Origin of the sequence: Maribacter sp. Asnod2-G09, assembly GCF_045063795.1 — a bacterium.
Lineage (GTDB): Bacteria > Bacteroidota > Bacteroidia > Flavobacteriales > Flavobacteriaceae > Maribacter.
In genome coordinates, this window is the sequence record NZ_JBEFOA010000002.1 from 374,921 (window position 1) to 397,553 (window position 22,633).

At 34.6% G+C, this 22,633-nt stretch carries 23 protein-coding genes; 17 read left to right on the top strand and 6 right to left on the bottom strand.

Translation table 11 applies throughout. The annotated features are described in order from the left end of the window. Positions 1-32: 32 nt before the first annotated feature. The 5 genes from ACJJVT_RS01640 to htpG form a co-directional block, all read right to left on the bottom strand. Entirely contained in the window at positions 33-392 is a 360-nt protein-coding gene (locus ACJJVT_RS01640; protein WP_405395895.1) for a MauE/DoxX family redox-associated membrane protein, read from the bottom strand. An 18-nt stretch (positions 393-410) separates the two neighbouring features. Further along, entirely contained in the window at positions 411-2,204 is a 1,794-nt protein-coding gene (locus ACJJVT_RS01645; RefSeq protein ID WP_405395897.1) for a DUF885 domain-containing protein, read from the bottom strand. Positions 2,205-2,223: 19 nt separating this feature from the next. Beyond that, on the bottom strand, positions 2,224-2,856 hold the full coding sequence (locus tag ACJJVT_RS01650; protein WP_405395898.1) for an MOSC domain-containing protein: 633 nt from the start codon (positions 2,854-2,856) through the stop codon (positions 2,224-2,226). 163 nt (positions 2,857-3,019) lie between these two features. After that, positions 3,020-4,429, bottom strand: a complete 1,410-nt coding sequence (locus tag ACJJVT_RS01655; RefSeq protein ID WP_405395901.1) for a hypothetical protein — start codon at positions 4,427-4,429, stop codon at positions 3,020-3,022. Positions 4,430-4,526: 97 nt separating this feature from the next. Beyond that, a complete protein-coding gene (htpG, locus tag ACJJVT_RS01660; RefSeq protein ID WP_405395903.1) occupies positions 4,527-6,416 on the bottom strand; it encodes a molecular chaperone HtpG in 1,890 nt (629 codons plus the stop codon). A gap of 371 nt (positions 6,417-6,787) precedes the next feature. Between htpG and ACJJVT_RS01665 the strand changes: the two genes are divergently transcribed. The 4 genes from ACJJVT_RS01665 (at position 6,788) to ACJJVT_RS01680 (ending at position 10,650) form a co-directional block, all read left to right on the top strand. Further along, entirely contained in the window at positions 6,788-7,441 is a 654-nt protein-coding gene (locus ACJJVT_RS01665) for a TetR family transcriptional regulator C-terminal domain-containing protein (RefSeq protein WP_405395906.1), read from the top strand. 15 nt (positions 7,442-7,456) lie between these two features. After that, positions 7,457-8,770, top strand: coding sequence for an ABC1 kinase family protein (locus ACJJVT_RS01670; RefSeq protein WP_405395907.1), 1,314 nt, complete (start codon positions 7,457-7,459; stop codon positions 8,768-8,770). 115 nt (positions 8,771-8,885) lie between these two features. Continuing rightward, complete coding sequence (locus ACJJVT_RS01675) at positions 8,886-9,896, top strand: 3-oxoacyl-ACP synthase III family protein (RefSeq protein WP_405395909.1); 1,011 nt, start codon at positions 8,886-8,888, stop codon at positions 9,894-9,896. A gap of 394 nt (positions 9,897-10,290) precedes the next feature. Next, complete coding sequence (locus tag ACJJVT_RS01680) at positions 10,291-10,650, top strand: CoA-binding protein (protein ID WP_405395912.1); 360 nt, start codon at positions 10,291-10,293, stop codon at positions 10,648-10,650. Here ACJJVT_RS01680 and ACJJVT_RS01685 read toward each other — a convergent pair. Further along, complete coding sequence (locus ACJJVT_RS01685; RefSeq protein WP_405395914.1) at positions 10,647-12,134, bottom strand: sodium:solute symporter; 1,488 nt, start codon at positions 12,132-12,134, stop codon at positions 10,647-10,649. The two genes, ACJJVT_RS01680 and ACJJVT_RS01685, sit on opposite strands and share 4 nt — an antisense overlap. Before the next feature lie 173 nt (positions 12,135-12,307). On the opposite strand from ACJJVT_RS01685, the gene ACJJVT_RS01690 reads away from it, so the two are divergent. The 13 genes from ACJJVT_RS01690 (at position 12,308) to ACJJVT_RS01750 (ending at position 22,632) form a co-directional block, all read left to right on the top strand. Then, positions 12,308-13,618: a M20/M25/M40 family metallo-hydrolase gene (locus tag ACJJVT_RS01690; protein ID WP_405395916.1), complete on the top strand. Its 1,311-nt coding sequence runs from the start codon at positions 12,308-12,310 to the stop codon at positions 13,616-13,618. 108 nt (positions 13,619-13,726) lie between these two features. Next, entirely contained in the window at positions 13,727-14,347 is a 621-nt protein-coding gene (recR, locus tag ACJJVT_RS01695; protein WP_405395919.1) for a recombination mediator RecR, read from the top strand. Positions 14,348-14,437: 90 nt separating this feature from the next. Next, a complete protein-coding gene (locus tag ACJJVT_RS01700; RefSeq protein WP_405395922.1) occupies positions 14,438-15,862 on the top strand; it encodes a dihydrolipoamide acetyltransferase family protein in 1,425 nt (474 codons plus the stop codon). A 239-nt stretch (positions 15,863-16,101) separates the two neighbouring features. Then, positions 16,102-16,878, top strand: a complete 777-nt coding sequence (locus ACJJVT_RS01705) for an exonuclease domain-containing protein (protein ID WP_405395924.1) — start codon at positions 16,102-16,104, stop codon at positions 16,876-16,878. A gap of 2 nt (positions 16,879-16,880) precedes the next feature. After that, positions 16,881-17,795 (top strand): carboxypeptidase-like regulatory domain-containing protein, encoded by a 915-nt coding sequence (locus tag ACJJVT_RS01710; protein ID WP_405395925.1) that lies wholly within the window; start codon positions 16,881-16,883, stop codon positions 17,793-17,795. Positions 17,796-17,801: 6 nt separating this feature from the next. Next, the gene (locus tag ACJJVT_RS01715; protein WP_405395927.1) at positions 17,802-18,413 is read left to right on the top strand and encodes a fumarylacetoacetate hydrolase family protein; all 612 of its coding nucleotides are present in this window, start codon (positions 17,802-17,804) and stop codon (positions 18,411-18,413) included. Next, positions 18,413-18,751: an Hpt domain-containing protein gene (locus ACJJVT_RS01720; protein ID WP_405395930.1), complete on the top strand. Its 339-nt coding sequence runs from the start codon at positions 18,413-18,415 to the stop codon at positions 18,749-18,751. Before ACJJVT_RS01715 ends, ACJJVT_RS01720 begins: the two co-directional genes overlap by 1 nt. Continuing rightward, positions 18,751-20,001, top strand: a complete 1,251-nt coding sequence (locus ACJJVT_RS01725; RefSeq protein WP_405395932.1) for a competence/damage-inducible protein A — start codon at positions 18,751-18,753, stop codon at positions 19,999-20,001. Before ACJJVT_RS01720 ends, ACJJVT_RS01725 begins: the two co-directional genes overlap by 1 nt. 69 nt (positions 20,002-20,070) lie before the next feature. Continuing rightward, positions 20,071-20,310, top strand: coding sequence for a 50S ribosomal protein L28 (gene rpmB / locus ACJJVT_RS01730; RefSeq protein ID WP_027067806.1), 240 nt, complete (start codon positions 20,071-20,073; stop codon positions 20,308-20,310). Between the two features lie 21 nt (positions 20,311-20,331). After that, positions 20,332-20,514, top strand: a complete 183-nt coding sequence (gene rpmG / locus ACJJVT_RS01735; protein WP_027067805.1) for a 50S ribosomal protein L33 — start codon at positions 20,332-20,334, stop codon at positions 20,512-20,514. Positions 20,515-20,551: 37 nt separating this feature from the next. Then, positions 20,552-20,704 carry a DUF4295 domain-containing protein gene (locus tag ACJJVT_RS01740; RefSeq protein WP_071340023.1) on the top strand — a complete coding sequence of 51 codons (153 nt, stop codon included), beginning with the start codon at positions 20,552-20,554 and terminating at the stop codon, positions 20,702-20,704. An 87-nt stretch (positions 20,705-20,791) separates the two neighbouring features. Continuing rightward, positions 20,792-21,748: a signal recognition particle-docking protein FtsY gene (gene ftsY / locus ACJJVT_RS01745; RefSeq protein ID WP_405395934.1), complete on the top strand. Its 957-nt coding sequence runs from the start codon at positions 20,792-20,794 to the stop codon at positions 21,746-21,748. A 59-nt stretch (positions 21,749-21,807) separates the two neighbouring features. After that, positions 21,808-22,632, top strand: a complete 825-nt coding sequence (locus ACJJVT_RS01750; protein WP_405395937.1) for a DUF2911 domain-containing protein — start codon at positions 21,808-21,810, stop codon at positions 22,630-22,632. The last annotated feature ends 1 nt before the right edge of the window (position 22,633 follow it).

Consider the following 22,633-nt stretch of genomic DNA (forward strand, 5'->3'; position numbering starts at 1 on the left):
AGAAGGGGACGGGAGCGTCCCCTTTTTTTTTGCTATAATTTTAAGTACATAAAAGCCCAATACATTAAAGCAAATTGTATTGGCAATCTCAGTAAAAGTGCCCACTTTGGTAATCCTGCACTTGCCTTTTCGCTAGACAACATATAAAAGTGCACCAATAAGAATACGGCTAGCATAGCAATAATACCATAAATGGAAAGGTTTTTTGTCTCTTTAAAAAAAAGTCCAATACCTAATAAAATCTCACCCACACCACTTAGTAGAACCAAAGGTTTGTGAAAAGGAAGGTATCGAGGCATAATTCTAAGATATACCTTAGGTTTAATGAAATGCATAATGCCCGCAAAAATGTAGATTGCGCCCATTAGATATAAATGCCACGGATAAATCATAAGTATTCTTTTATCTAATTACGCTTTGGTATTCGCCGAGATCCAATTCATTATTTTTTCTTCAAGCAACGCTAATGGTACACAACCAACTTCTAGCACCTTTTCGTGAAAAACTTTAATATCAAAATCTTTACCTAGACTAGCTTCAGCTTTAGCACGAAGTTCCATGATTTTCAGTTGACCAATTTTATAGGATAATGCCTGACCAGGATTAGCCATATATCTTTCAATTTCTGCGGTAATACCAGCTTCAGATTCTGCTTCATTATCTAAAGAATACTGAATTGCTTTTTCTCTAGACCAACCTTTTGAATGTAAACCGGTGTCTACCACCAAACGAACGGCACGGTGCATTTCAGCTCCCAGCATTCCGAAATATTGATATGGATCTGTGTATAGACCTAATTCTTTACCTAAAGACTCTGTGTACAAAGCCCAACCTTCGCCATAGGCACTATACCATAGTGTCTTTCTGAATTCTGGTAAATCTTCATTTTCTTGAGTAAGCGAAACTTGAAAATGGTGACCAGGTATTGCTTCGTGCAAGAATAAATCTTCATCAGAATATGTGTTGTACGAAGTTACATCTGGTATGGGAACATAAAATATACCAGGTCTTGTACCGTCTAAAGAACCAGGGTTATATTCTGCACTAGCGGAAGCCTCTCTAAAAGCCTCTGTGCGTCTTACCTCAAAAGGAGTTTTTGGCTGCTTACTGAATAACGCATTTACCTTAGGCATCATTCTTTTATGAATTGCGTTGAAATTATCAACAACCTCTTGTGGATCCTTAAAAGGCATCAATTCTTTTTTGTCGCGTACTTCGGTAAAGAATGCTTTTAAGTCCCCTTTGAATCCGACCTCTTTTTTAACAGCTTCCATTTCAGCACTAATTCTAGCCACTTCTTTTAATCCTATTTCATGGATCTCTGCAGCCGTCATATTTGTTGTGGTATACAATTTAATTTGATGAGCATAGTATGCATCGCCATCTGGTATGCCTTGTATGCCGCTAGTTTCTCTACCTGCATTTAAATATTCGGTAGCCATAAAATCATGCAATTCTTTATATGCCGGAATAATTTTATTGGTAATAACAGCTGTATAAACTTCAGTTAATCTTTGCTTATCAGAGTCAGAAAAATCAGTAGGGAAGTTTTTAATCGGACTGTAAAATAAGTTGTCTTCAAGTTCAGTATCGGCAACACTAGCCAGTTGAGGTAATACTTTTTTGATTAAAGATTTCGGTAATACATTTTTAGCCTGAATACCCGCTTCCATTTTAGATTTAGCGGAGTGTAACCACACTTCATAATCTTCTAAACGTTTGCTCCAATTTATATAATCATCGGTCGTCTTAAAAGGTTGTGCGCTTGTGCCACCAGCTAATTGCCCCATCATTAAATTCATCGACCACATTTGATCTATCGGCGTATACTGCTCAAATGCGAGTCCCTCTAAATTGACTTCGCATTCCCATTTAAAAATAGCTTTAGACATGAGCTCACTTTCAGAAAGTTGGGCATTGTCAAATTTCTCCGCTTTTTCTAAATAAGTTTGGTAATAGTTGACCAGTTCTTTCTTGTAGCTATCAGAAAGGAAATTTGGTAAAGTATCATTGTATCTATTATCACCTTGAAAAGTAGCGTTTAATGGATTCAATTTTAATCCGTCATCATAATAATGAGCCAATAAGGTTATAAATCCAATATTATGTACCGTGGGGTTGGTAGAAATTTCGCCGTTCGTTCTTAGTTGCGCTTGCGTATGTAGCCCAATAGTTAGGGCAAGTAGTATAACTAATTTTTTCATTGAATTGAATATTAAAATATTATAGGTATTTCTTGAACCTGTCCTTTTTATATTGCGGTACAGCTTCGTTGGTCATGAATAGTTCCAGCAAATCTTTTGATTTTTCTTTTGCGAACATCAATTCATAAAATTGTTGGGAGGTAAATGTATTTTCAGATTGTTCCACTAATATCATTTCATCACCGGCAGCTACAAGACCTTCTTCTAGTATTTTTACGTAGGTACCTGGATGATTATGGGTAATAAATTCTTTAAGTATTTTTTGCGTTCCAAAACGGATGCCTAGTTTATAGCAAGGCTCACGTGGCTGAGAAACTTGTACCAGCGCTTTGCCTAATTTATAAATATCGCCGACACGAATTTTAGATTCATCAAGACCTTCTACGGTTAGGTTTTCACCAAACATACCCCAATCCCATTCTAAATCTGGGTAAAGATTCTTCCAATAATCATAATAGTCGGCAGAGAAAAGATAGCATGCTTTGTTGGTGCCACCATGGTGAACACGGTCTATTACAGTGTCATCTTTAACATCATTTTTAGTTAGAAATAAACTTTTAGAAGTTGGGTATTTGAAGATACCGGTTTGCTCTTTGGCGCCGTTCCATTCAAAAGTTACTGCATCTCCTATGTTCGTTGAAATCACCTTCATGTGGTGAAGATAAAAAAAGCACTAGTATTTATAATCAAAGGTTTACCTAAAGTTGACCAAACTGTTACTAAATTGGTTGAAAACAGCTTGTGTAAATGATTAACTGTAGATTTTTGTACTTCATATTTGCTAATTTCTAAATATAGTAATTAGAGTATTTGTATTAATGGGTTGTCAAAGTGTCTTTTAATATGATAGTATTTTGGGCGTTTTGTGATGAGCTATTTTCTGGGAAGTACCAAAATGGGATGGTGGCTAATACTTTCTCAACGGTCTTAGATTTTGCGATCATTGGATTCTCTTTAGTAGGACCTGTTATGGTTAAAATGTGTTTTCCCTCATCTAACTTTTTAATATTTAAATAGGTTTCAAAGCCTAATCTTTCTTTAGTATTTGAGCTTATTATAAAATCACTTTGGTATTGATTTGAATCTATTTTAATAGTGTAAATTTCATTTACTGTTTTAAGATATTCTTTTAAATTTAATGAATCTTTTATTCCAGCAGCATCATTCATTCCTCTTTTAAAATCAATGGTTAATGAAGATTGAAAACCTCTTTTGTCGTCTTCAGGTTTTAGGTTGTTGTTTTTGTCAAATATAAAATCTTCTATTTCTTCATTATATATTAAGAAAAGAGGTAGGTATTTAGTTTCTATAATTTTTGAAGGTATTGAGGCTGTGTTAATAAATTTCCCTTCTTCGATTGATAAATTATCATAGTGCTCACTTAATATCTGAAATTCAGAAGAATCATTTGTAGAATTCACATAATTCGAATTTCTATATTGTAACGAAGAAACAGTAACTATTATAAGATATACAGGGAGTATTATAAAACTTAAGCGTTTGCCTAATTTGTTATCTAAAAAATTATATGCTAAAGGTCGATATAAAAAGGATAACGTTAGTTTGCTGAATACCCAGTATATTGGAAAATATATTGTTGATGTCCATTTTTTCTTTTTCAAAAATCCTTGACCTAAAAAGTCAATAAAAACTACTAACGATGAAAGAATAAAAGGTATAACTAGTGCTATAATTAGAGTTCGTATTGCCCATTTTGGAAGAAAAGTAAGAAGTTCGAAACTTTGAGTAATTAAAACGAAACTAAATGTTACGGTAAAGAATCCGATAACATAAAATATCATTAAAAATGAAGCTGCAAAAATGATACTACAATAGGTTTCGAGATTGGCAATATATTGATCAAAAGACCCAACCTTTCTTTTTAAATAGGATGTAAATTTTTCCGAATAATTAAGAGTTTTATAATTAATATCACCAGATACATATCTTAAGCCTATGGCACCTATCCATAGCCCTCTTAATAGGACATGTACGACCAAGTTAAAAGTAAATATTTGACAGCATATAAGAATAACAGCCCATAGTATTCCAAATTGATCCGATTCTGTAACAGAGCTTGCTGCGGCTTTTAATTCTAAAGGTTCATTTGCAGCAAACAAACCATAAATAGCAAAACCAGAGATAATTAATTCTAATTGCCAACTTTCTTGTTGTAACTTATCAAGTAGCTTTTTGAAATTGACGCTGCGGTAGTTGGTGCTCATTTAATTCTAAGTTTCTATGCTGAAAGATAACAACATTTAACAAAAAAGCCACTACAAAAAATGTAGTGGCTTTTCTTAAGATTATAGGAAATGGAAATTACTTCACCATCTCGTAGCTACGCTTAATGAAATCTGTTAAAGCTTTACCTTTAAGTAAGCCTTTAGATAACTTAGCCAAGTCAAGTGATTGATTGATCAATCGCTCCTTTTTCTTCGCTGTCTTTGTGTTTAGAAACTCACTAACCAGTGGGTGATTCGTATTAACGATTAGGTTGTACATGTCTGGCATAGAACCCATACCAAACATACCACCGCCACCGCCAGTCTGTTGCATTTCTTTCATACGGCGCATAAACTCAGGCTCTGTAATAGTGAACGGAGAAGAATCGCTATCCATAGCTTCTAATTGAACTGTAAAGCTTTTATCGGTAATAGCTTCTTCCAATTCTTTCTTCAAGGTCTCTTTTTCTTCTTCAGATAATTTAGAGATTTGAGTTTCTTCCTTTTGAATCAATTTGTCAATATGATCGGCATCTACACGAGCAAAAGAAATATTCTCTTTAGAGCTTTCTAGCTTCTGCATTAAGTGACCGATGATTGGCGAATCTAATAACAATACTTCGTAACCTTTAGCCTTTGCAGTTTCAATATAACTGTGTTGTGCTTCTTTGTCAGATGCGTAAAGAATAACTGTTTTTCCGTCTTTGTCTGTCTGTGTATCTTTTATTTTCTCTTGCAACTCTTCAAACGTAAAGTAAGAACCATCTACGGTTGGGTAAAGTGCAAACTTATCTGCTTTATCAAAGAACTTATCTTCAGAAAGCATTCCGTATTCAATAACGATTTTAATATCGTTCCATTTTGCTTCAAACTCGGCACGATCATTTTTGAACAGCGAGTTCATTTTATCAGCCACCTTTCTAGTGATGTAAGAAGATATTTTCTTCACTGCACCATCAGCCTGTAAATACGAACGAGATACGTTTAGCGGAATATCTGGAGAATCTATAACACCGCGTAACATGGTCAAGAATTCAGGAACGATACCTTCAACGTTATCAGTAACGAATACCTGGTTTTGGTATAGTTGAATTCTATCTTTCTGCTGATTTAAATCGTTAGAAAGTTTTGGGAAATATAAAATACCCGTAAGGTTAAAAGGATAATCTACATTTAAATGAATATGAAACAAAGGCTCCTCAAATTGCATTGGGTAAAGCTCTCTGTAAAAACTCTTATAGTCTTCTGGCTTTAAATCTGCAGGCTGCTTTGTCCATGCTGGGTTAGGGTTGTTAATGATATTGTCAACCTCTTGCGTTGGCGCAGGATCTTCTTCTTTTGCACCTTCAGGTTTTGGTAAAGTTTCAGTCTTCATTCCAAATTTGATCGGAATAGGCATGAACTTATTATACTTTGTTAAAAGCTCGTTTATTTTACCAACTTCTAAAAACTCGGTAGAATCATCTGCGATATGAAGAATGATTTCCGTACCACGCGTTTCTTTTTCTGCTGGTTCCATGATAAATTCTGGAGATCCGTCACATGACCAATGAACCGCTGGCTCATCTTTAAAACTCTTGGTGATAATCTCTACTTTATGGGCAACCATAAATGCAGAATAGAATCCAAGTCCAAAATGACCAATAATTCCTGAATCTTTAGCAGAGTCTTCATACTTGTTCAAGAACTCTTCAGCACCAGAGAAAGCTACCTCATTAATGTATTTCTTTACTTCTTCTTCTGTCATACCAAGACCTTGGTCAATGATATGTAGTTTTTTGCCTTCTTTGTCTGCTTTAACCTCTATAATAGGGTTGCCATATTCAACCTTTGCCTCGCCAATTGTGGTCAAGTGCTTCATTTTTAAGGTTGCATCTGTTGCATTTGAAATTAATTCTCTTAGAAAAATTTCGTGATCACTGTACAAGAACTTCTTGATCAGTGGAAAAATGTTGTCTACGGACACATTAATTTTACCTGTTGCCATTTTTTATATTTTTTATGCCACAGTCAGTGTGGCCATTGTTAATAATGATTGTTCGTTGCTATTGGTCAAAAAAAATACCATAATAGCTTATTGTGACAAACTGACAGTTTACTGCCTATAAAAGTTTAACATATATTTTTGTTTATGAAATATTGAAAAACGTTAAACATAATGTATATTTGTATTGTGGTTATGAAAAAGTGCTATGAAAAAGAATTTTAAGCATAATCACATGTTGATTATTTATTGGTTAGGTTGTTTTGAAAACGTGCTATTTTTAAATAGCACGTTTTTGCTAAATAAAAGCTAATGTTTCATGAAAACTTCTAACTATGAAATCTGCATCGTACCTTATATAAAAATAATTTGATATGCCTGCAAAAGCCAAAAAAGTAACAAAAGAGACGATTATAACAATGTTTATGGACTACGTTTTAGAAAACGAGAAGTTACCTAAAACAGTCTACAAATTTTGTAAAGTAAATGCTATTGAAGAATCAGATTTTTATCTTCATTTTGGATCAATAGATGCCATCAAGAAAGGTATTTGGAAAACATTTTACACCAACACAGTTAGTGTAATAGAGAAAAATAAAGAGTATCAGGATTTTACAAATAGAGAAAAGATGCTTACGTTTTTCTATACCTTCTTTGAAGTATTGACATTGAATAGAAGCTATATTTTATTTATAATGGATAGTGCTTCTGGCCCGTTCAAAAATATGGAGCAGTTAAAAGGACTAAGAAAAAATATTAAGGAATTTTCTAAAGGCTTGATTGCAGATGGAAATGCAGACAAGAATTTAAAAATTACGAAACACAACCCGCAATTGTTTTCAGAAGGGGCATGGTTACAGACCATGTTTTTAATGAATTTTTGGAAATCGGATGATTCTGCCGCATTTGAAAAAACAGATGTTGCTATTGAAAAATCTGTAAACACCATTTTTGATGTTTTCGATAATACGCCATTAGAGAATATTCTTGACTTTGGGAAATTTCTTTACAAGGAAACCTTTGCCTAATCTAAATCATACGATTTGAAAACACTTGATAAAATACCTACCGGAAAAATAGAGCGTGCAAGTAAGCTGGTGAAAACCGGAGCTAAGATTGGTGGTAATTATGCCAAGTATTTGGGTAAGAAAATCATAAATCCGGACACGACTAAAGACGAGTTGAACGAAGATAATGCCGCAGATATATATGACGGATTAAAATCGTTGAAGGGTAGTGCGCTTAAGGTTGCACAGATGTTGAGCATGGAGAAAAATTTACTGCCTAATGCTTATGTAGAAAAGTTTTCACTCTCACAATTTTCAGTTCCCCCTTTATCGGCACCATTAGTTAGAAAGACTTTTAAAAAGTATTTGGATAAATACCCAGAGGAAGTTTTTGATACATTCGATAAAGATTCTATAAACGCCGCTAGTATAGGTCAGGTACATAAAGCAACTAAGGATGGTAAAAATTTAGCGGTAAAAATTCAGTACCCAGGTGTAGCACAAAGTATAAGCAGCGATTTGGCGATTGTAAAGCCTATTGCTATTCGTATGTTCAATCTTCAAGGCAAAGATTCAGATAAATATTTCAAGGAAGTTGAAAATAAACTTGTAGAAGAGACAGATTATATTTTAGAAGTAGCGCAAAGTAAAGAGATTACCGAAGCATGTTCAGTAATACCGAATATTAATTTCCCAAAATATTATACAGAACTGTCTAGTTCACGTATAATTACAATGGATTGGATGACCGGTAAACACTTGAGTGAATTTACAAAAACTGATTTTTCTCAGGCAACAGGAGATAAGTTAGGTCAGGCATTGTGGGATTTCTATATGTTTCAAATTCACGGATTAAGAAAAGTACATGCCGATCCGCACCCCGGTAATTTTTTGGTGAATGATAATGAAGAGCTTATTGCAATTGATTTTGGTTGCATTAAGGAAGTGCCAGATTCTTTCTATGTGCCGTATTTTGAACTGGCAAGACCAGAGGTGATATCAAATGATGAAAAGTTTACAGAAAAGCTATACGAGCTTGAAATACTGATGCCTAATGATACCCCAGAAGAAATATTATTTTTTAAATCGATATTTCATCAATTGTTAAGTTTGTTCACATCCCCTTTTCATAAAGATGATTTTGATTTTGGCGATGAGGTATTTTGGGGTGAAATTGCAGCATTAGGAGAACAATTCTCTTCTGATAAGCAAATTAGAAAAATGAATGGAAATAGAGGTTCAAAGCACTTTTTGTATATGAACCGTACCTTCTTTGGTCTTTACAATCTTCTTCATGATTTAAAGGCAAATATTAAAGTAAACGACTACCAGAAATATTTGAGTTTGTAATTTCACGCTCCTTCGTAATAATAGATGATTGTTATATTTTCAAAAAAATTTCTTAATAGTTGTTTATATTGCAACACTAATTCAACCTGAACTTTATCAGGATTAAAATATTACTATGTATAATTCAAAAATAATTGGCTTAGGTCATTATGTACCTGATAACGTAGTGACAAACGATGATTTGTCAAAGGTGATGGAAACGAATGATGCCTGGATCCAAGAACGTACCGGTATAAAAGAAAGAAGACATGTAGTTAAAGGTGATGGCGACACCACCACAACTATGGGTGTAAAAGCAGCGAAAATTGCCATTGAAAGAGCTGGCATTGATAAAGACGATATTGATTTTATCGTTTTTGCTACTTTGAGTCCAGATTATTATTTCCCTGGTCCTGGTGTATTGGTGCAAAGAGATTTAGGTATTAAAACCGTTGGTGCGTTAGATGTACGTAACCAATGTTCTGGGTTTGTTTATGCTGTATCTATTGCAGATCAGTATATAAAAACGGGTATGTATAAAAATGTACTTGTAATAGGTTCGGAGCTACATTCTCATGGGTTGGATATGACTACTAGAGGTAGGGGAGTATCTGTAATTTTTGGTGATGGTGCCGGTGCGGCAGTATTAACTAGAGAAGAAGATACTACAAAGGGTATCTTATCTACGCATTTACATTCAGAAGGTCAGCATGCAGAAGAACTTTCTTTAATTGCACCTGGTATGGGTAATAGATGGGTAACCGATATCATAGAAGATAACGATCCTAACGATGAATCTTACTATCCGCATATGAACGGTCAATTTGTATTTAAAAATGCAGTTGTTCGTTTCAGTGAGGTTATTGTAGAAGGTTTGGAGAAAAATAAATTGAATGCGACCGATATTGATTTATTGGTGCCGCATCAAGCTAATTTGAGAATATCTCAATTTATACAAAAGAAATTTCAGTTAAGTGATGACCAGGTTTTCAATAATATTATGAAATATGGTAATACTACAGCTGCATCTATTCCGATAGCGCTTACAGAGGCATGGGAAGAAGGTAAAGTAAAAAGTGGAGACTTAGTAGTTTTAGCTGCATTTGGTAGTGGTTTTACCTGGGGCAGTGTCATCATTAGATGGTAATAATAAAGCACCCATAGTTTTAGCTATGGGTGCTATATAGCTTTACTCAATAAGAAAAAACCAACCAATCTTCTTTATTGAATATCCCTATATAAAGTAATAGACGCCATTAAGGTTCTATTGTTACTAGAAATAGGTAATTATCTCATTTTCAATATAATTTAGGGTATATAACAAGTTTAGAAAAGCTTTAAAAAGAAGAAACCCGAACATTCCAAAATGAATTGGAAGCCGGGTTTCAAATGCTGATAGGCTATACTAAACACTAACCATTAACTATAAACATATAGCGTTACCAACAATTTTTTTATACTCGTAGAGTATCTAACTTTACTAATAGACGAAATATTGTCCGATTAGTTACAGTTTATATAATTTTTAACATTATTTTATCATGAAAAAGACCCTAGTATTCGGAGCCTCCTTAAAACCAAATCGATATAGCAATTTAGCGATACATAGACTGGTTGATTCGGGGGTTGAAACCTTGGCTTATGGATTAAGAGAAGGTGAGGTTTCAGGAGTCAATATCAGCAATAATTTAGACAAAATTAGTGATATTCATACAATTACCCTATATATAAATCCAAAAAGACAAGAAGAATATTATAATAGTATAATTTCTTTGGGACCAAAAAGAGTAATTTTTAATCCTGGTACAGAAAATCCGGAATTGTATAAACTGCTGGAAAATAGCAATATAGAGGTTGATGTTGCTTGTACTTTAGTGCTTTTAAGTACGGGTCAATATTAAGTAATACTGTTAGTATCGGCTTTGGTATTTTTTTTGCGAATGAGCCATAATCCTACAAAGGTTAGCAGACCATTCAACGGTAAAAGCTCATATCCGAAGATATAACCACCAAAATAGTCACTAGGCAACTTCGCCAAAATGAGAATTATCGATACGCAAACTAGCGCAACGATCCATACATATTTATCTTTTACTTGATGTTTTGTGAAAATTCCGAAAGAGAATAAACCAAGTAGTGGTCCGTAGGTATATGAGGCTACGGTTAATAATCCGTCAATTACATTTTTATCCAATATATATTTAAAAGAGATGACTACGAGAATTAACAGAACGCTCATACCAATGTGTGTAATTCTACGTGTCTTTTTTGCTACATGTTCAGATTTCTTTTCGGTATTAAGAAAATCGATACAAAAGGATGTTGTTAATGATGTAAGGGCGCTGTCTGCGCTACTGTAAGCAGCTGCAATTAAACCGAGCATAAACGTAACTGCAACTGTTATACCTAAGCCGCTGTTTAATGCTATCTCTGGAAATAATAGATCAGACTTCGGCGATCCGTCCATAAGTGGTAGCGCTATATTATGTGCGTCTGCATAAATAAATAGCAATGCACCAAGGAGCATGAATATAAAAGTAACTACGACTAGTACAATGCTGAAGCTGACCATATTTTTTTGAGCTTCACCTAAATTTCTACATGTCAGGTTTTTTTGCATCATATCTTGATCAAGTCCCGTCATGCAAATGGTAATGAACATTCCGCCTAAAAATGATTTTACCAAATGGTTTTTAGAAGAAAGGTCGTCAGTGAAAAAGGTCTTGCTGTACTGTCCTAATTCCGGGGAGTTTAGAAACTCCATGAAAGTCCAGTCCATCTTTTCCAATATAAAATAAATGGATAACCCAACAGATACCAACATAAACAAAGTTTGCAAGGTATCGGTCCAAACAATTGTTTTTATTCCGCCTTTAAAAGTATAAATCCAAATTAGTAATATGGATAGAATAACTGTAATTTCAAAAGGAACGTTCCAAGCATCAAACACGAATTGTTGCAGAACTATAGCTACTAGAAATAAACGAAAAGCAGCGCCAAGAACTCTTGAGATGAAAAATGAAATAGCGCCCACTTTATAACTTACAAAGCCAAATCTATCATCTAAATACTGATAAATAGAGGTTACATTCTGCTTGTAATAAATAGGGAGTAATACAAATGCGGTAACCATATACCCCAGAAAGTACCCAAAAACAACCTGCATGTAACTGAATTCAGATGCCTTTACCCAGCCTGGTACAGAAATGAAGGTTACTCCAGATAAAGAGGCACCCACCATACCAAATGCAACTAAATACCATGGTGACTGTTTACCTGCCTTAAAAAAATCTTCATTAGAATCATTTTTGCCGGTGAAATATGAAATAATCAACAGCAAAACAAAGTAACCAGAGATTAAAAGTAAAATATGAGAGGCGTTCATGGTGTAAAATTTGCGGCAAATTACAAAAAGTTAAAGGAGCTTGTGAGATAACTTAAAATCTTGGAGCTTAATTTGAGAATACTTTAATTAAGAACTGATAAAGTTGGTTTACATTTTATTACCTATTTAATTTTGATACCTTTTCGAATATCAAATTCTAAATAAAATTAATTATGAATAAGGGGCATCTTTTGAAAAATAAAATCTTTTTAGGTTTACTGATTTTCGGTTTGCTATTAAGTAATGTGTTAAAGGGGCAAGAGAGTGTAGTTGCGGACAAGAAAATTGATAAGGCAGTCGGTAAGCTTCTGAAAGATAAAAAAATAAAAAATGCTTTTGAGGTAATAGATGCTATTGAGAATGAAACAGAACGTGATTTGATTACGTTAACAGAAATTCCGGCTCCACCTTTTATGGAAGCTGAGAGGGCAGAAGCATTTAAGGAAATGTTTATGGAAGCAGGTTTAGATGAAGTTTCAATAGATGAAGTAGGTAATGTAATAGCAATAAGAAAAGGAACAGTTGGTGGTAAAGTAATTGTCTTAGATGCTCATTTAGATACCGTTTTTCCTGAAGGGACTAATGTAAAAGTAGTAAAGAAAGGAGATACCTTGGTTGCACCTGGCGTTGGAGATGATACAAGAGGTTTAGCAATGTTACTAGCTATTTTTAAAGCTATGAAGAAAGCAGATGTCAGTACTGAGGCTGATGTTTGGTTCGTTGGTTCTGTTGGTGAAGAAGGATTAGGAGATTTACGTGGAGTTAAGCATTTGTTCAGAGAAGGAGCTCAAAAAATTGATTCATGGATATCTATAGATGGTGGTACTGTTGGCAGAGTTAATAATGCAGGGTTAGGTTCTGTAAGGTATAAAGCGCTGTTTAAAGGAAAAGGAGGACATTCATGGGGTGCATTCGGATTGGCAAATCCGCATCATGCGCTTGGTTTTGCAATAAAAGAGTTTACAGTAAATGCTAAAGCATTTACTGATGAAGGAGCGAAGACAAGTTTTAATATAGGTAGAATAGGAGGTGGAACATCGGTTAATTCTATTCCTTTTGAATCTTGGATGGAAGTTGATATGCGATCTGTTGATAGTGGTCGATTAAAAGAAGTTGAAGCCATTTTTAAAGAATCTATGGAAACTGCTTTAAAGGCATATAAGAATACAGGTATTGATGATGAAATATCATTAGAGCTTATAAAAATTGGCGATAGACCATCAGGCGAGCTTTCATTAGACACTCCTTTAGTGCAGCGTGCCATAAGTGCTACCAATTTATTTGGTTATAAGCCAAGTCTTACTAGGGGTTCTACAAATAGTAATATTCCTATTTCTATGGGTATACCGGCAATCACCATTGGTAGAGGTGGTATTGGCGGTGGTGCACATTCACTTCATGAATGGTGGCTTAATGAAAATGGTGCAGAAGCTATTAAATTGGCAATGTTGCTTACTGTTATTGAAGCTGGTTACGTAAAATAGCGATTGTTTATAAAATCTTTCTGGTATTTTTCAAATGTTAAATAATTTTATGAAAACCGTAAGAGTTGATTTTCAAGTTTAGTTGTAAATTTATACCGACAAAAACTTATGGATTTCTCATCTAAATTATTGGAAAACGCAGTGTATGAAGTTTCGCAATTACCAGGTATTGGTAAGCGTACTGCATTACGTTTGGTATTACACTTATTAAAGCAGCCAGAGCAACGTACAGAAAATCTCTCTTCGTCTTTGGTAGATTTAAGAGGTAAAATACAGTTTTGTGAAAATTGCCATAATATTTCAGATACTACAATGTGCGAAATATGTGCCAACCCTAAAAGAGATAGTGCATTAGTTTGTGTTGTTGAAGATATTAGAGATGTCATGGCAATTGAAAATACAGGTCAATTTAGAGGAAAGTACCATGTTCTAGGCGGTAAAATATCGCCGATGGAAGGCATTGGTCCGCAGAATTTGAAAATCGGTACTCTAGTAGATAAAGTTAGAAAAGGCGTAATAAAGGAGTTGATTTTTGCGTTGAGTTCTACCATGGAAGGGGATACGACCAATTTTTATATCTTCAGACAGATAGAAGGGTTAGATGTAAAAACCTCTACAATAGCTAGGGGAATTGCTGTTGGAGATGAATTAGAATATGCAGATGAGGTTACTTTAGGAAGAAGTATTTTGAATAGAGTACCGTTTGAAGGCTCTTTGAGGCAAGATTAGTTCTTGAATTTCATGTAAATGTCAATAAAAAGGTATTTATTTTATTATTTTTGCAAAAAATATAAACAAAACAAGCTTTAAATTATCGATATGTCAAAATTTGAATTGAAACTACCACGTATGGGAGAGAGTGTTGCAGAAGCAACATTAACGTCATGGTTAAAAGAGGTAGGTGATACGATTGAAATGGACGAAGCCATTTTTGAAATTGCTACAGATAAGGTTGATAGTGAGGTGCCGAGTGAGGTTGATGGCGTTTTAATTGAAAAATGCTTTAATGTAGATGATATTGTCAGAGTAGGGCAAACAGTAGCAATTATTCAGATTAGTGGTGATGTAGATGTAGCTGATGTTTCGAATACATCTAATGTAGTTGAGGAACCAGAACCGGTACTTGAAGAAATGGTTGCTGTAGCAGAATCGGCTGTGGCACATGCAAGAGCAGAAACTTCAACTGTTCAATTAAATGGAAGCTCTGATCGTTTCTATTCTCCATTAGTTAAAAATATAGCAAAAGAAGAAGGTATTTCTTTTGAAGTGCTTGAAACCATATCAGGTACAGGAAAAGATGGTAGAGTTACTAAAGATGATATTTTAAGCTACGTTAAAACCGGAGCAAGTAAGTCTGCTCAGCAAGTTGCCGCTCCAGAAAGAGTAGTGGTTCAAGATAAGGTAGAAGCGCCACAACCAGTTGCAGCTCCTGTAAAAGTGGCTGCTCCAGAACCTTCGGTAGCTGCAAATTCAACACCGCCAGTTTCTAAAGCAAATACACCGGCACCAGAAAAACCTAAAATGCAGGTTTCTCGTGGCGATGAGGTAATACCAATGACGAGAATGGGCAAGTTGATTGCCAAGCATATGAACGATAGTATTTCGACATCTGCGCACGTTCAAAGTTTTATAGAAGTCGATGTAACCAATATTGTTACGTGGCGTAATAAGATAAAAGATGCATTCTTTAAAAGTGAAGGTGAGAAATTTACGTTCACACCAATTTTTATGGAGGCTGTAGCAAAGGCGTTAAAGAAATATCCGATGATGAATATTTCTGTAGATGGCGATACTGTTATTAAAAAGAAAAATATTAATATAGGTATGGCTGCTGCTTTGCCAGATGGTAACTTAATAGTTCCTGTTATAAAGAATGCAGACCAATTGAACCTTACGGGTATTGCTAAGGTTGTAAACGACTTGGCAAATCGTTCTAGAAACAACGCCTTAAAACCAGATGAGGTACAAGGTGGTACGTATACCGTAACCAATGTTGGTACCTTTGGTAGTGTATTTGGAACTCCAATAATCAATCAGCCGCAAGTAGGTATTCTAGCACTTGGTGCAATTAGAAAAATTCCTTCGGTAATTGAAACATCAGAAGGTGATGTAATCGCTATTCGTAGTAAAATGTACTTATCTCACAGTTATGATCACAGGGTTGTAAACGGTGCATTAGGTAGTATGTTCGCAAAAGCTGTTGCAGACTATCTAGAAGGTTGGGACGTTAACAGAGAAGTTTAGATTTATAAAACTTAAATATTTAAAAGTCCAACAATACGCTTTGTATTGTTGGACTTTTTTTTTGTGTATTGTATTGTTTTATAGAGGTTTAAAAAGTGTGCTTTATATAAATTGGTATGCTAGTTGTGTTAAGGTTTGTGAAGATATTTTAGTTTTTGTATTTCACAGTAAAAAATAATCAAGGGTAATTTTATGTGTCTAAAAAACGAAAGGGTATCTTTGTTAAAAGTTGAACACTTATGGAATTAAAGCTTACCAGACCTATTTGCTTCTTTGATTTAGAGACAACTGGGATCAATGTGGCAAAAGATCGTATTGTAGAAATAGCGATATTAAAAGTTTACCCTAACGGTAATAAAGAGAGTAAAACATGGTTGGTTAATCCTGAAATGGTAATACCAGAAGAGGTAATTGCCGTTCATGGTATTACTAATGAAAAGGTTGCCAATAAACCAACATTCAAAGAACTTTCAAAAGAAATTTATAAGATTATAAAGGATAGTGATTTGGGTGGATTCAATTCTGACCGATTCGATATTCCTTTATTGGCAGAAGAGCTATTGCGTGCAGATATCGATTTCGATATGAAAAATACGGTATCTGTAGATGTGCAGACCATTTTTCATAAGATGGAAAAACGTACGTTAGAAGCAGCTTATAAATTCTATTGTGATAAAGATCTTTTAGATGCTCATAGTGCAGCGGCAGATACTAATGCAACTTACGAAGTGTTGCTTTCTCAATTAGATAGGTATCCTGATCTTGAAAATAATATCAAAAAACTATCTGAATTCTCTAGAAGAAAGCAATCTGTAGATTTCGCAGGTTTTATTGCGATGGATGAAGAAGGGGAAGAAGTTTTCTCTTTTGGTAAGCATAAAGGCAAAAAAGTACATGCCGTTTTAGAAAAAGAACCAGGGTATTTCGGTTGGATGCTAAATGCTGATTTTCCATTGTACACAAAAAAGATTCTTACTCAAATAAAACTGAGCAAACTCAATAATAAATTAGGTTAAAAATGCGCATTTTTTTAGTAGTATTTCTTTTACTAATGGGTATAGGTCATGCCCAAGAAGTTTTGGTAGAAGGTCATGTATATGATGATAAAACAAAAACTGCGGTACCATATGCCAACATAAGTTTTTTAAAAACTTTAAAAGGAACATCAAGTGATGAAGAAGGGTATTTCTATATAGATGTACCTGAATCATATTTAGAGCGCGATGTGCATATTTCGGCATTAGGTTTTAAAGACACTATAATGTCTGCCAGGGTTATTTCTGAAAAGAAGAAAATATATATGAAAGAAGAAACTTTCGAGCTTGAAGAAGTGGTGGTTTCTCAAAGTTTAGGAGATTCTCAGGTGCTTAATCCTGTGAGTTCGTATAGTATTAAAAGCGGATTTTCTTCTGCTGAGACCCCTTGGGTACTGGCATTGTATTTTCCTAATATAGGCGCAGCTAAAAAATATATAGAGAAAATAACTATTCATGTACAGCAGAATAGCAAGTTCAAAAGAGCTTCGTCAAAATTTAGACTTCGAGTATATGATGTAGATAAGAAGACCCGTAAGCCAGATCACGATTTAATTCGCAAGAGTATCATTTTAGAGAGTTCTAAAAACGAAGATTACGTATCTATAGATCTTTCAAGTATGGGTATTAGAATGCCAGATGAGGGTGTTTATATTGGTTTAGAATGGATTTTCTTACCTTATAACTGGTATACAAATACGTATAAGCATGCCATTACAAATAAAAAGGTTGTCGAAGATCGCTTTGCACCTACCTTCGCTGCCGTATATCAAAAGAACCAAAATTTTAAGACGATGGTTTATGGTATGGGCGAATGGACAGATTTTGCTATAAAAGCGCCGGGTAATAATGAAAATTTAATACCAGCGATCAGTCTTAAGTTGTCAAAGAAAAAATAAGGTAATATGAAGATTATATGTATCGGCAGAAATTATACTGCACATATCGATGAGCTTAAGAACGAAAGACCAGAAGAGCCTGTAGTTTTTATAAAACCAGATTCATCAGTATTACCAAAACAGCAAGATTTTTATATTCCTGAGTTTTCAAATGATGTGCATTATGAAGTTGAGGTTTTGGTAAAAATCAAAAAAGTAGGTAAACATATTAGTAAAGAGTTCGCACCTACCTATTATGATGAAATAGGTTTAGGTATAGATTTTACGGCACGAGATTTACAGTCAAAATTAAAAGAAAAGGGACTTCCTTGGGAAAAAGCTAAAGGATTTGATGGTGCTGCCGTGATAGGAGAGTGGCTTCCAAAAACTGATTTTAAAGACATTAATAACCTTAATTTTAAGTTGTTAAAGAACGACGAAATTGTTCAAAAAGGCAATACTAGTTTTATGCTTTGGAAGATAGATGAAATAATTGCTTATGTTTCAACGTTCTTTATGTTGAAAAAAGGAGACATTATTTTTACTGGAACACCTGCCGGTGTTGGGAAAATAAGTCCAAATGACTATCTTACGGGTAGTTTGGAAGACAAAGAGCTTTTTACCTTAAAAATTAAGTGATGATTTATAACCTGGATAAGATTAACGAGATGGCAGAGGGGGATCAGGATTTTATAAATTCTGTTATAGCTGTTTTTTTGGAAGAAGTACCTGAAGATTTAGAAGCTTTAGAAATAGCCCTTCAAGAGAAAAACCATGATCAAGTATATAAACTTGCGCATAAAATAAAACCAAACGTAGATTTGCTCGGAATGGAACAGACACGTGCCATTGCTTTAGAGTTAGAAACCTTAGGTAAGCAAGAAGCTAATATGGCAGAAATTGAAAAGAGATTTCCGATACTAAAGACCGATATTAATCAGGTTGTGGCAGAATTAAAAATAGACTTCCAGTTATAATGCTTGCTGAAATTATTACCATTGGCGATGAAATCCTCATCGGTCAAGTCATTGATACCAACTCCGCATTTATAGGTAAAGAACTGAATAAAATAGGTATTTCAGTTTATCAGATTACCTCTATACAAGATGAACGCACGCATTTACTGAAAGCTTTTAAAGATGCTTCTGAACGCGTAGATGTAGTTATTATTACGGGCGGTCTAGGTCCTACAAAAGATGATATTACCAAACATACCTTATGTGAGTTCTTTAATGATGAGCTTGTAGAGAATGCTGAAGTATTGGCACATGTAGAAGAGTTGTTTGCGAAATATATAAGTAATACTCCGATATCAGATATTAATAGAATGCAAGCCTTGGTGCCAAGTAGGGCAGAAGTCTTACATAATGCAAATGGTACGGCGCCTGGTATGTTGATCAGGGAAAATGAAGTGACATTTATTTCAATGCCTGGTGTGCCTTTTGAAATGAAGCACCTAGTGACGGAGTCTGTGATTCCTAAATTGGCAGCTTATTATAAAAGACCTCATATTATCCATAGAACAATAGTTACTTATGGTATGGGAGAAAGTGCTATCGCCAAGCGTATTGAAGATTGGGAAGATAATCTGCCTTCTAACATAAAATTAGCCTATTTGCCGAATTTGGGTAAGGTGAGGTTGCGATTGTCTGGTAAAGCGGCTGATTATGATGAATTGGTGGCTGCAATGGATGCGGAATTTGATAAATTATATCCGCTAATCAACGACATTGTATTCGGGCTCGAAGATGATGAGAGTTTAGAAGAGATTGTAGCTAAATTATTGACCGCTAAAAATTTGACTTTGTCTACGGCAGAGAGTTTTACGGGAGGTAAGATCGCAGAGAAAATTACATCTATTCCTGGTGCGTCTAATTATTTTAAGGGTGCGGTGGTCAGTTATGCTACCGAGGCTAAAATAAATGTGTTAAACGTGCCTAAAGAATTAGTTGATAAACATTCTGTGGTTAGTGCAGAAGTTGCAACTGCAATGGCGAAAGGAGCAAAAGAATTGATGAAAACCGATTTTGCAATAGCCACAACAGGTAATGCAGGACCTACTAAAGGAGATTCAAATGCAGAGGTTGGAACGGTTTTTATTGCGATCGATGGACCGAAGTCGAAATTAGTACAAGAATTTCAAATGGGAAGCACCCGCGAGAGGGTTGTGGAAAAGTCTGTAAATAAGGCTTTTGAGCTTCTTCAAAAAGAAATTTTAAAAATGTGATCTTTATTGTTGTTGGAACGATAAAAAAGATATAAATTTGCACCCTGTTTAAAAGAAAAAGTCAGCACGATGTCAAAAGTATGTGAAATTACGGGGAAGAAGGCGATGTTTGGAAACAATGTTTCGTTTTCAATTAATAAAACGAGAAGAAGATTTGATGTAAATCTATCTAAAAAGCGTTTCTACATTCCTGAAGAAGACCGTTGGATTACTATTAAAGTTTCTACAAGAGCTTTAAAGAGTATCAATAAAAAAGGAATATCTGCTGTTTTGAAAGAAGCAAAAGCAAAAGGATTCGTTATTAAGTAATCTGGAAAATAGAGCATTAAGATGGCAAAGAAAGGTAATAGAATACAAGTTATATTAGAGTGCACAGAGCATAAAGAATCTGGTCAACCAGGTACTTCAAGATATATCACAACAAAAAATAAGAAGAACACTCCTGAGAGATTGGAAATTAAAAAATTCAATCCTATTCTTAAGAGAATGACCCTTCATAAAGAAATTAAATAGATTCTTTCTTTAAGAAGAATCACTAAAAACATAAGACATGGCTAAGAAGACCGTAGCAAGTTTACAGACAAGTTCTAAAAGATTGACAAAAGCTATAAAAATGGTTAAGTCACCAAAATCAGGTGCTTACGTTTTTGTAGAACAAGTTATGCCACCAGAATTGGTAGATGCTTGGATTGCCAAGAAATAAGAAATATAACTTTTAGTAGTTATTGAGCCCCTTTCATACGAAAGGGGCTTTTTAATTTTTTATATTTGACTAACCATAGGATGAACAATGAGCTTATTTAAAAAAATATTTTCTTCTCAGAAAAAAGAAACCTTAGATAAAGGTTTAGAAAAAACTAAAACCAGCTTCTTTTCGAAGTTAGGTAAAGCGGTTGCTGGTAAGTCTAAAGTAGACGATGACGTTTTAGATAATCTTGAAGAAGTATTGGTTTCTTCAGATGTTGGCGTAGATACTACTTTAAAGATTATACAAAGAATAGAGGCAAGAGTTGCTCGCGATAAATATGTGGGTACCGATGAGCTCAATATTATTTTAAGAGCTGAAATCGCAGGTCTGCTTTCAGAGACTAACGATGGTGACACTGGCGATATTCAAATACCAAAAGATAAAAAACCATACGTAATAATGGTAGTTGGTGTAAATGGTGTTGGTAAAACAACTACCATTGGTAAGTTAGCTTATCGTTTTAAGAATCAAGGTTTAAAAGTAGTTCTTGGAGCAGCCGATACATTTAGAGCAGCTGCAATAGATCAATTACAAGTATGGGCTGATCGTGTAGATGTGCCTATAGTAAAACAACAAATGGGTAGTGATCCTGCTTCTGTTGCCTTTGATACTTTAAGTTCTGCCGTTACCCAAGATGCCGATGTGGTAATCATTGATACAGCTGGTAGATTGCATAACAAGGTGAACTTAATGAATGAGTTGACCAAAGTAAAACGCGTTATGCAGAAAGTAGTTGCCGATACTCCGCATGAAGTATTGTTAGTACTAGATGGTTCTACTGGGCAAAATGCATTTGAGCAAGCAAAACAATTTACGAAAGCTACAGAAGTTACGGCTTTGGCAATTACAAAATTAGATGGTACCGCAAAAGGCGGTGTGGTTATAGGTATATCTGATCAATTTAAAATACCGGTAAAGTATATTGGTATAGGTGAGGGTATTGAAGATTTACAGGCATTTAATAAGCACGAGTTCGTAGATTCATTCTTTAAAATTTAAAATTGCGATACACCTGGTTCATACTTCCTCTTTTATTATGTAATCTGAGTTGGGGGCAAATGAACCACCCAAAAGCTAGTCCGTTTTCTAAGATTGAGCAAGAAGTCGGACTCTCAAAAATTACCATAGAATACTCAAGACCATCTGCAAAGGGTAGGGTTTTGTTTGGTTATCAACCAAATGGGGAATCTGGTTTAGTACCTTATGGTCGTATTTGGCGTGTAGGAGCTAATGAGTCTACAAAAATTACTTTTAGTACAGATGTTGTTATTGCGGGTCAAAAGCTTTTTAAGGGCACTTATGCCTTGTATGCTTTTCCTGAGGAAGAAGAGTGGAAAATAGTTTTTCATAATAATACTACACATTGGGGAGATGGCAGGGCAAATTATAATGCAGAAGAAGATGCATTACGTATTCATGTTGTTCCAATTCAAACACAAGATTTTCAAGAAACTTTTTTAATTTCATTTGATGATATTGATCACAACGGAGTTATTATGAATTGGAATTGGGGAAATACAGAAGTTTCAATCCCTATTCAGTTTGAAACGGAATCTATTTTTCAAGATCAGATTAATGCTCAATTATTAAATACTCCTACTGCACAAACCTATTACGAAATAGCACGTTATTATCAAGAACAAAGATTAAAACCTAAAGAAGCCCTCGGTTATGTCGATAGGGCCATTAGCATGGGTGGAGATACGTACTACTTTCATAGAGTACGTTCTTTGATTTTGGCAGATTTAAAAAATTATAAAGCGGCAATAATAGCATCTAATATTTCTATCGAACTAGCCGAGAAGGAAGGTAAAGATGAATTTGTTCGCTTAAACCAAAATGATATCCGCAGGTGGAAAACTCTTCAATCAACATATAAATAAA

What these genes read in the sequence shown, in the direction of transcription:
- ACJJVT_RS01640 (WP_405395895.1), bottom strand. Translation starts at nt 392, where the DNA reads ATGATTTATCCGTGGCATTTATATCTAATGGGCGCAATCTACATTTTT.
- ACJJVT_RS01645 (WP_405395897.1), bottom strand. Translation starts at nt 2,204, where the DNA reads ATGAAAAAATTAGTTATACTACTTGCCCTAACTATTGGGCTACATACG.
- ACJJVT_RS01650 (WP_405395898.1), bottom strand. Translation starts at nt 2,856, where the DNA reads ATGAAGGTGATTTCAACGAACATAGGAGATGCAGTAACTTTTGAATGG.
- ACJJVT_RS01655 (WP_405395901.1), bottom strand. Translation starts at nt 4,429, where the DNA reads ATGAGCACCAACTACCGCAGCGTCAATTTCAAAAAGCTACTTGATAAG.
- htpG (WP_405395903.1), bottom strand. Translation starts at nt 6,416, where the DNA reads ATGGCAACAGGTAAAATTAATGTGTCCGTAGACAACATTTTTCCACTG.
- ACJJVT_RS01665 (WP_405395906.1), top strand. Translation starts at nt 6,788, where the DNA reads ATGCCTGCAAAAGCCAAAAAAGTAACAAAAGAGACGATTATAACAATG.
- ACJJVT_RS01675 (WP_405395909.1), top strand. Translation starts at nt 8,886, where the DNA reads ATGTATAATTCAAAAATAATTGGCTTAGGTCATTATGTACCTGATAAC.
- ACJJVT_RS01680 (WP_405395912.1), top strand. Translation starts at nt 10,291, where the DNA reads ATGAAAAAGACCCTAGTATTCGGAGCCTCCTTAAAACCAAATCGATAT.
- ACJJVT_RS01685 (WP_405395914.1), bottom strand. Translation starts at nt 12,134, where the DNA reads ATGAACGCCTCTCATATTTTACTTTTAATCTCTGGTTACTTTGTTTTG.
- ACJJVT_RS01690 (WP_405395916.1), top strand. Translation starts at nt 12,308, where the DNA reads ATGAATAAGGGGCATCTTTTGAAAAATAAAATCTTTTTAGGTTTACTG.
- recR (WP_405395919.1), top strand. Translation starts at nt 13,727, where the DNA reads ATGGATTTCTCATCTAAATTATTGGAAAACGCAGTGTATGAAGTTTCG.
- ACJJVT_RS01700 (WP_405395922.1), top strand. Translation starts at nt 14,438, where the DNA reads ATGTCAAAATTTGAATTGAAACTACCACGTATGGGAGAGAGTGTTGCA.
- ACJJVT_RS01705 (WP_405395924.1), top strand. Translation starts at nt 16,102, where the DNA reads ATGGAATTAAAGCTTACCAGACCTATTTGCTTCTTTGATTTAGAGACA.
- ACJJVT_RS01710 (WP_405395925.1), top strand. Translation starts at nt 16,881, where the DNA reads ATGCGCATTTTTTTAGTAGTATTTCTTTTACTAATGGGTATAGGTCAT.
- ACJJVT_RS01715 (WP_405395927.1), top strand. Translation starts at nt 17,802, where the DNA reads ATGAAGATTATATGTATCGGCAGAAATTATACTGCACATATCGATGAG.
- ACJJVT_RS01720 (WP_405395930.1), top strand. Translation starts at nt 18,413, where the DNA reads ATGATTTATAACCTGGATAAGATTAACGAGATGGCAGAGGGGGATCAG.
- ACJJVT_RS01725 (WP_405395932.1), top strand. Translation starts at nt 18,751, where the DNA reads ATGCTTGCTGAAATTATTACCATTGGCGATGAAATCCTCATCGGTCAA.
- rpmB (WP_027067806.1), top strand. Translation starts at nt 20,071, where the DNA reads ATGTCAAAAGTATGTGAAATTACGGGGAAGAAGGCGATGTTTGGAAAC.
- rpmG (WP_027067805.1), top strand. Translation starts at nt 20,332, where the DNA reads ATGGCAAAGAAAGGTAATAGAATACAAGTTATATTAGAGTGCACAGAG.
- ACJJVT_RS01740 (WP_071340023.1), top strand. Translation starts at nt 20,552, where the DNA reads ATGGCTAAGAAGACCGTAGCAAGTTTACAGACAAGTTCTAAAAGATTG.
- ftsY (WP_405395934.1), top strand. Translation starts at nt 20,792, where the DNA reads ATGAGCTTATTTAAAAAAATATTTTCTTCTCAGAAAAAAGAAACCTTA.
- ACJJVT_RS01750 (WP_405395937.1), top strand. Translation starts at nt 21,808, where the DNA reads ATGAACCACCCAAAAGCTAGTCCGTTTTCTAAGATTGAGCAAGAAGTC.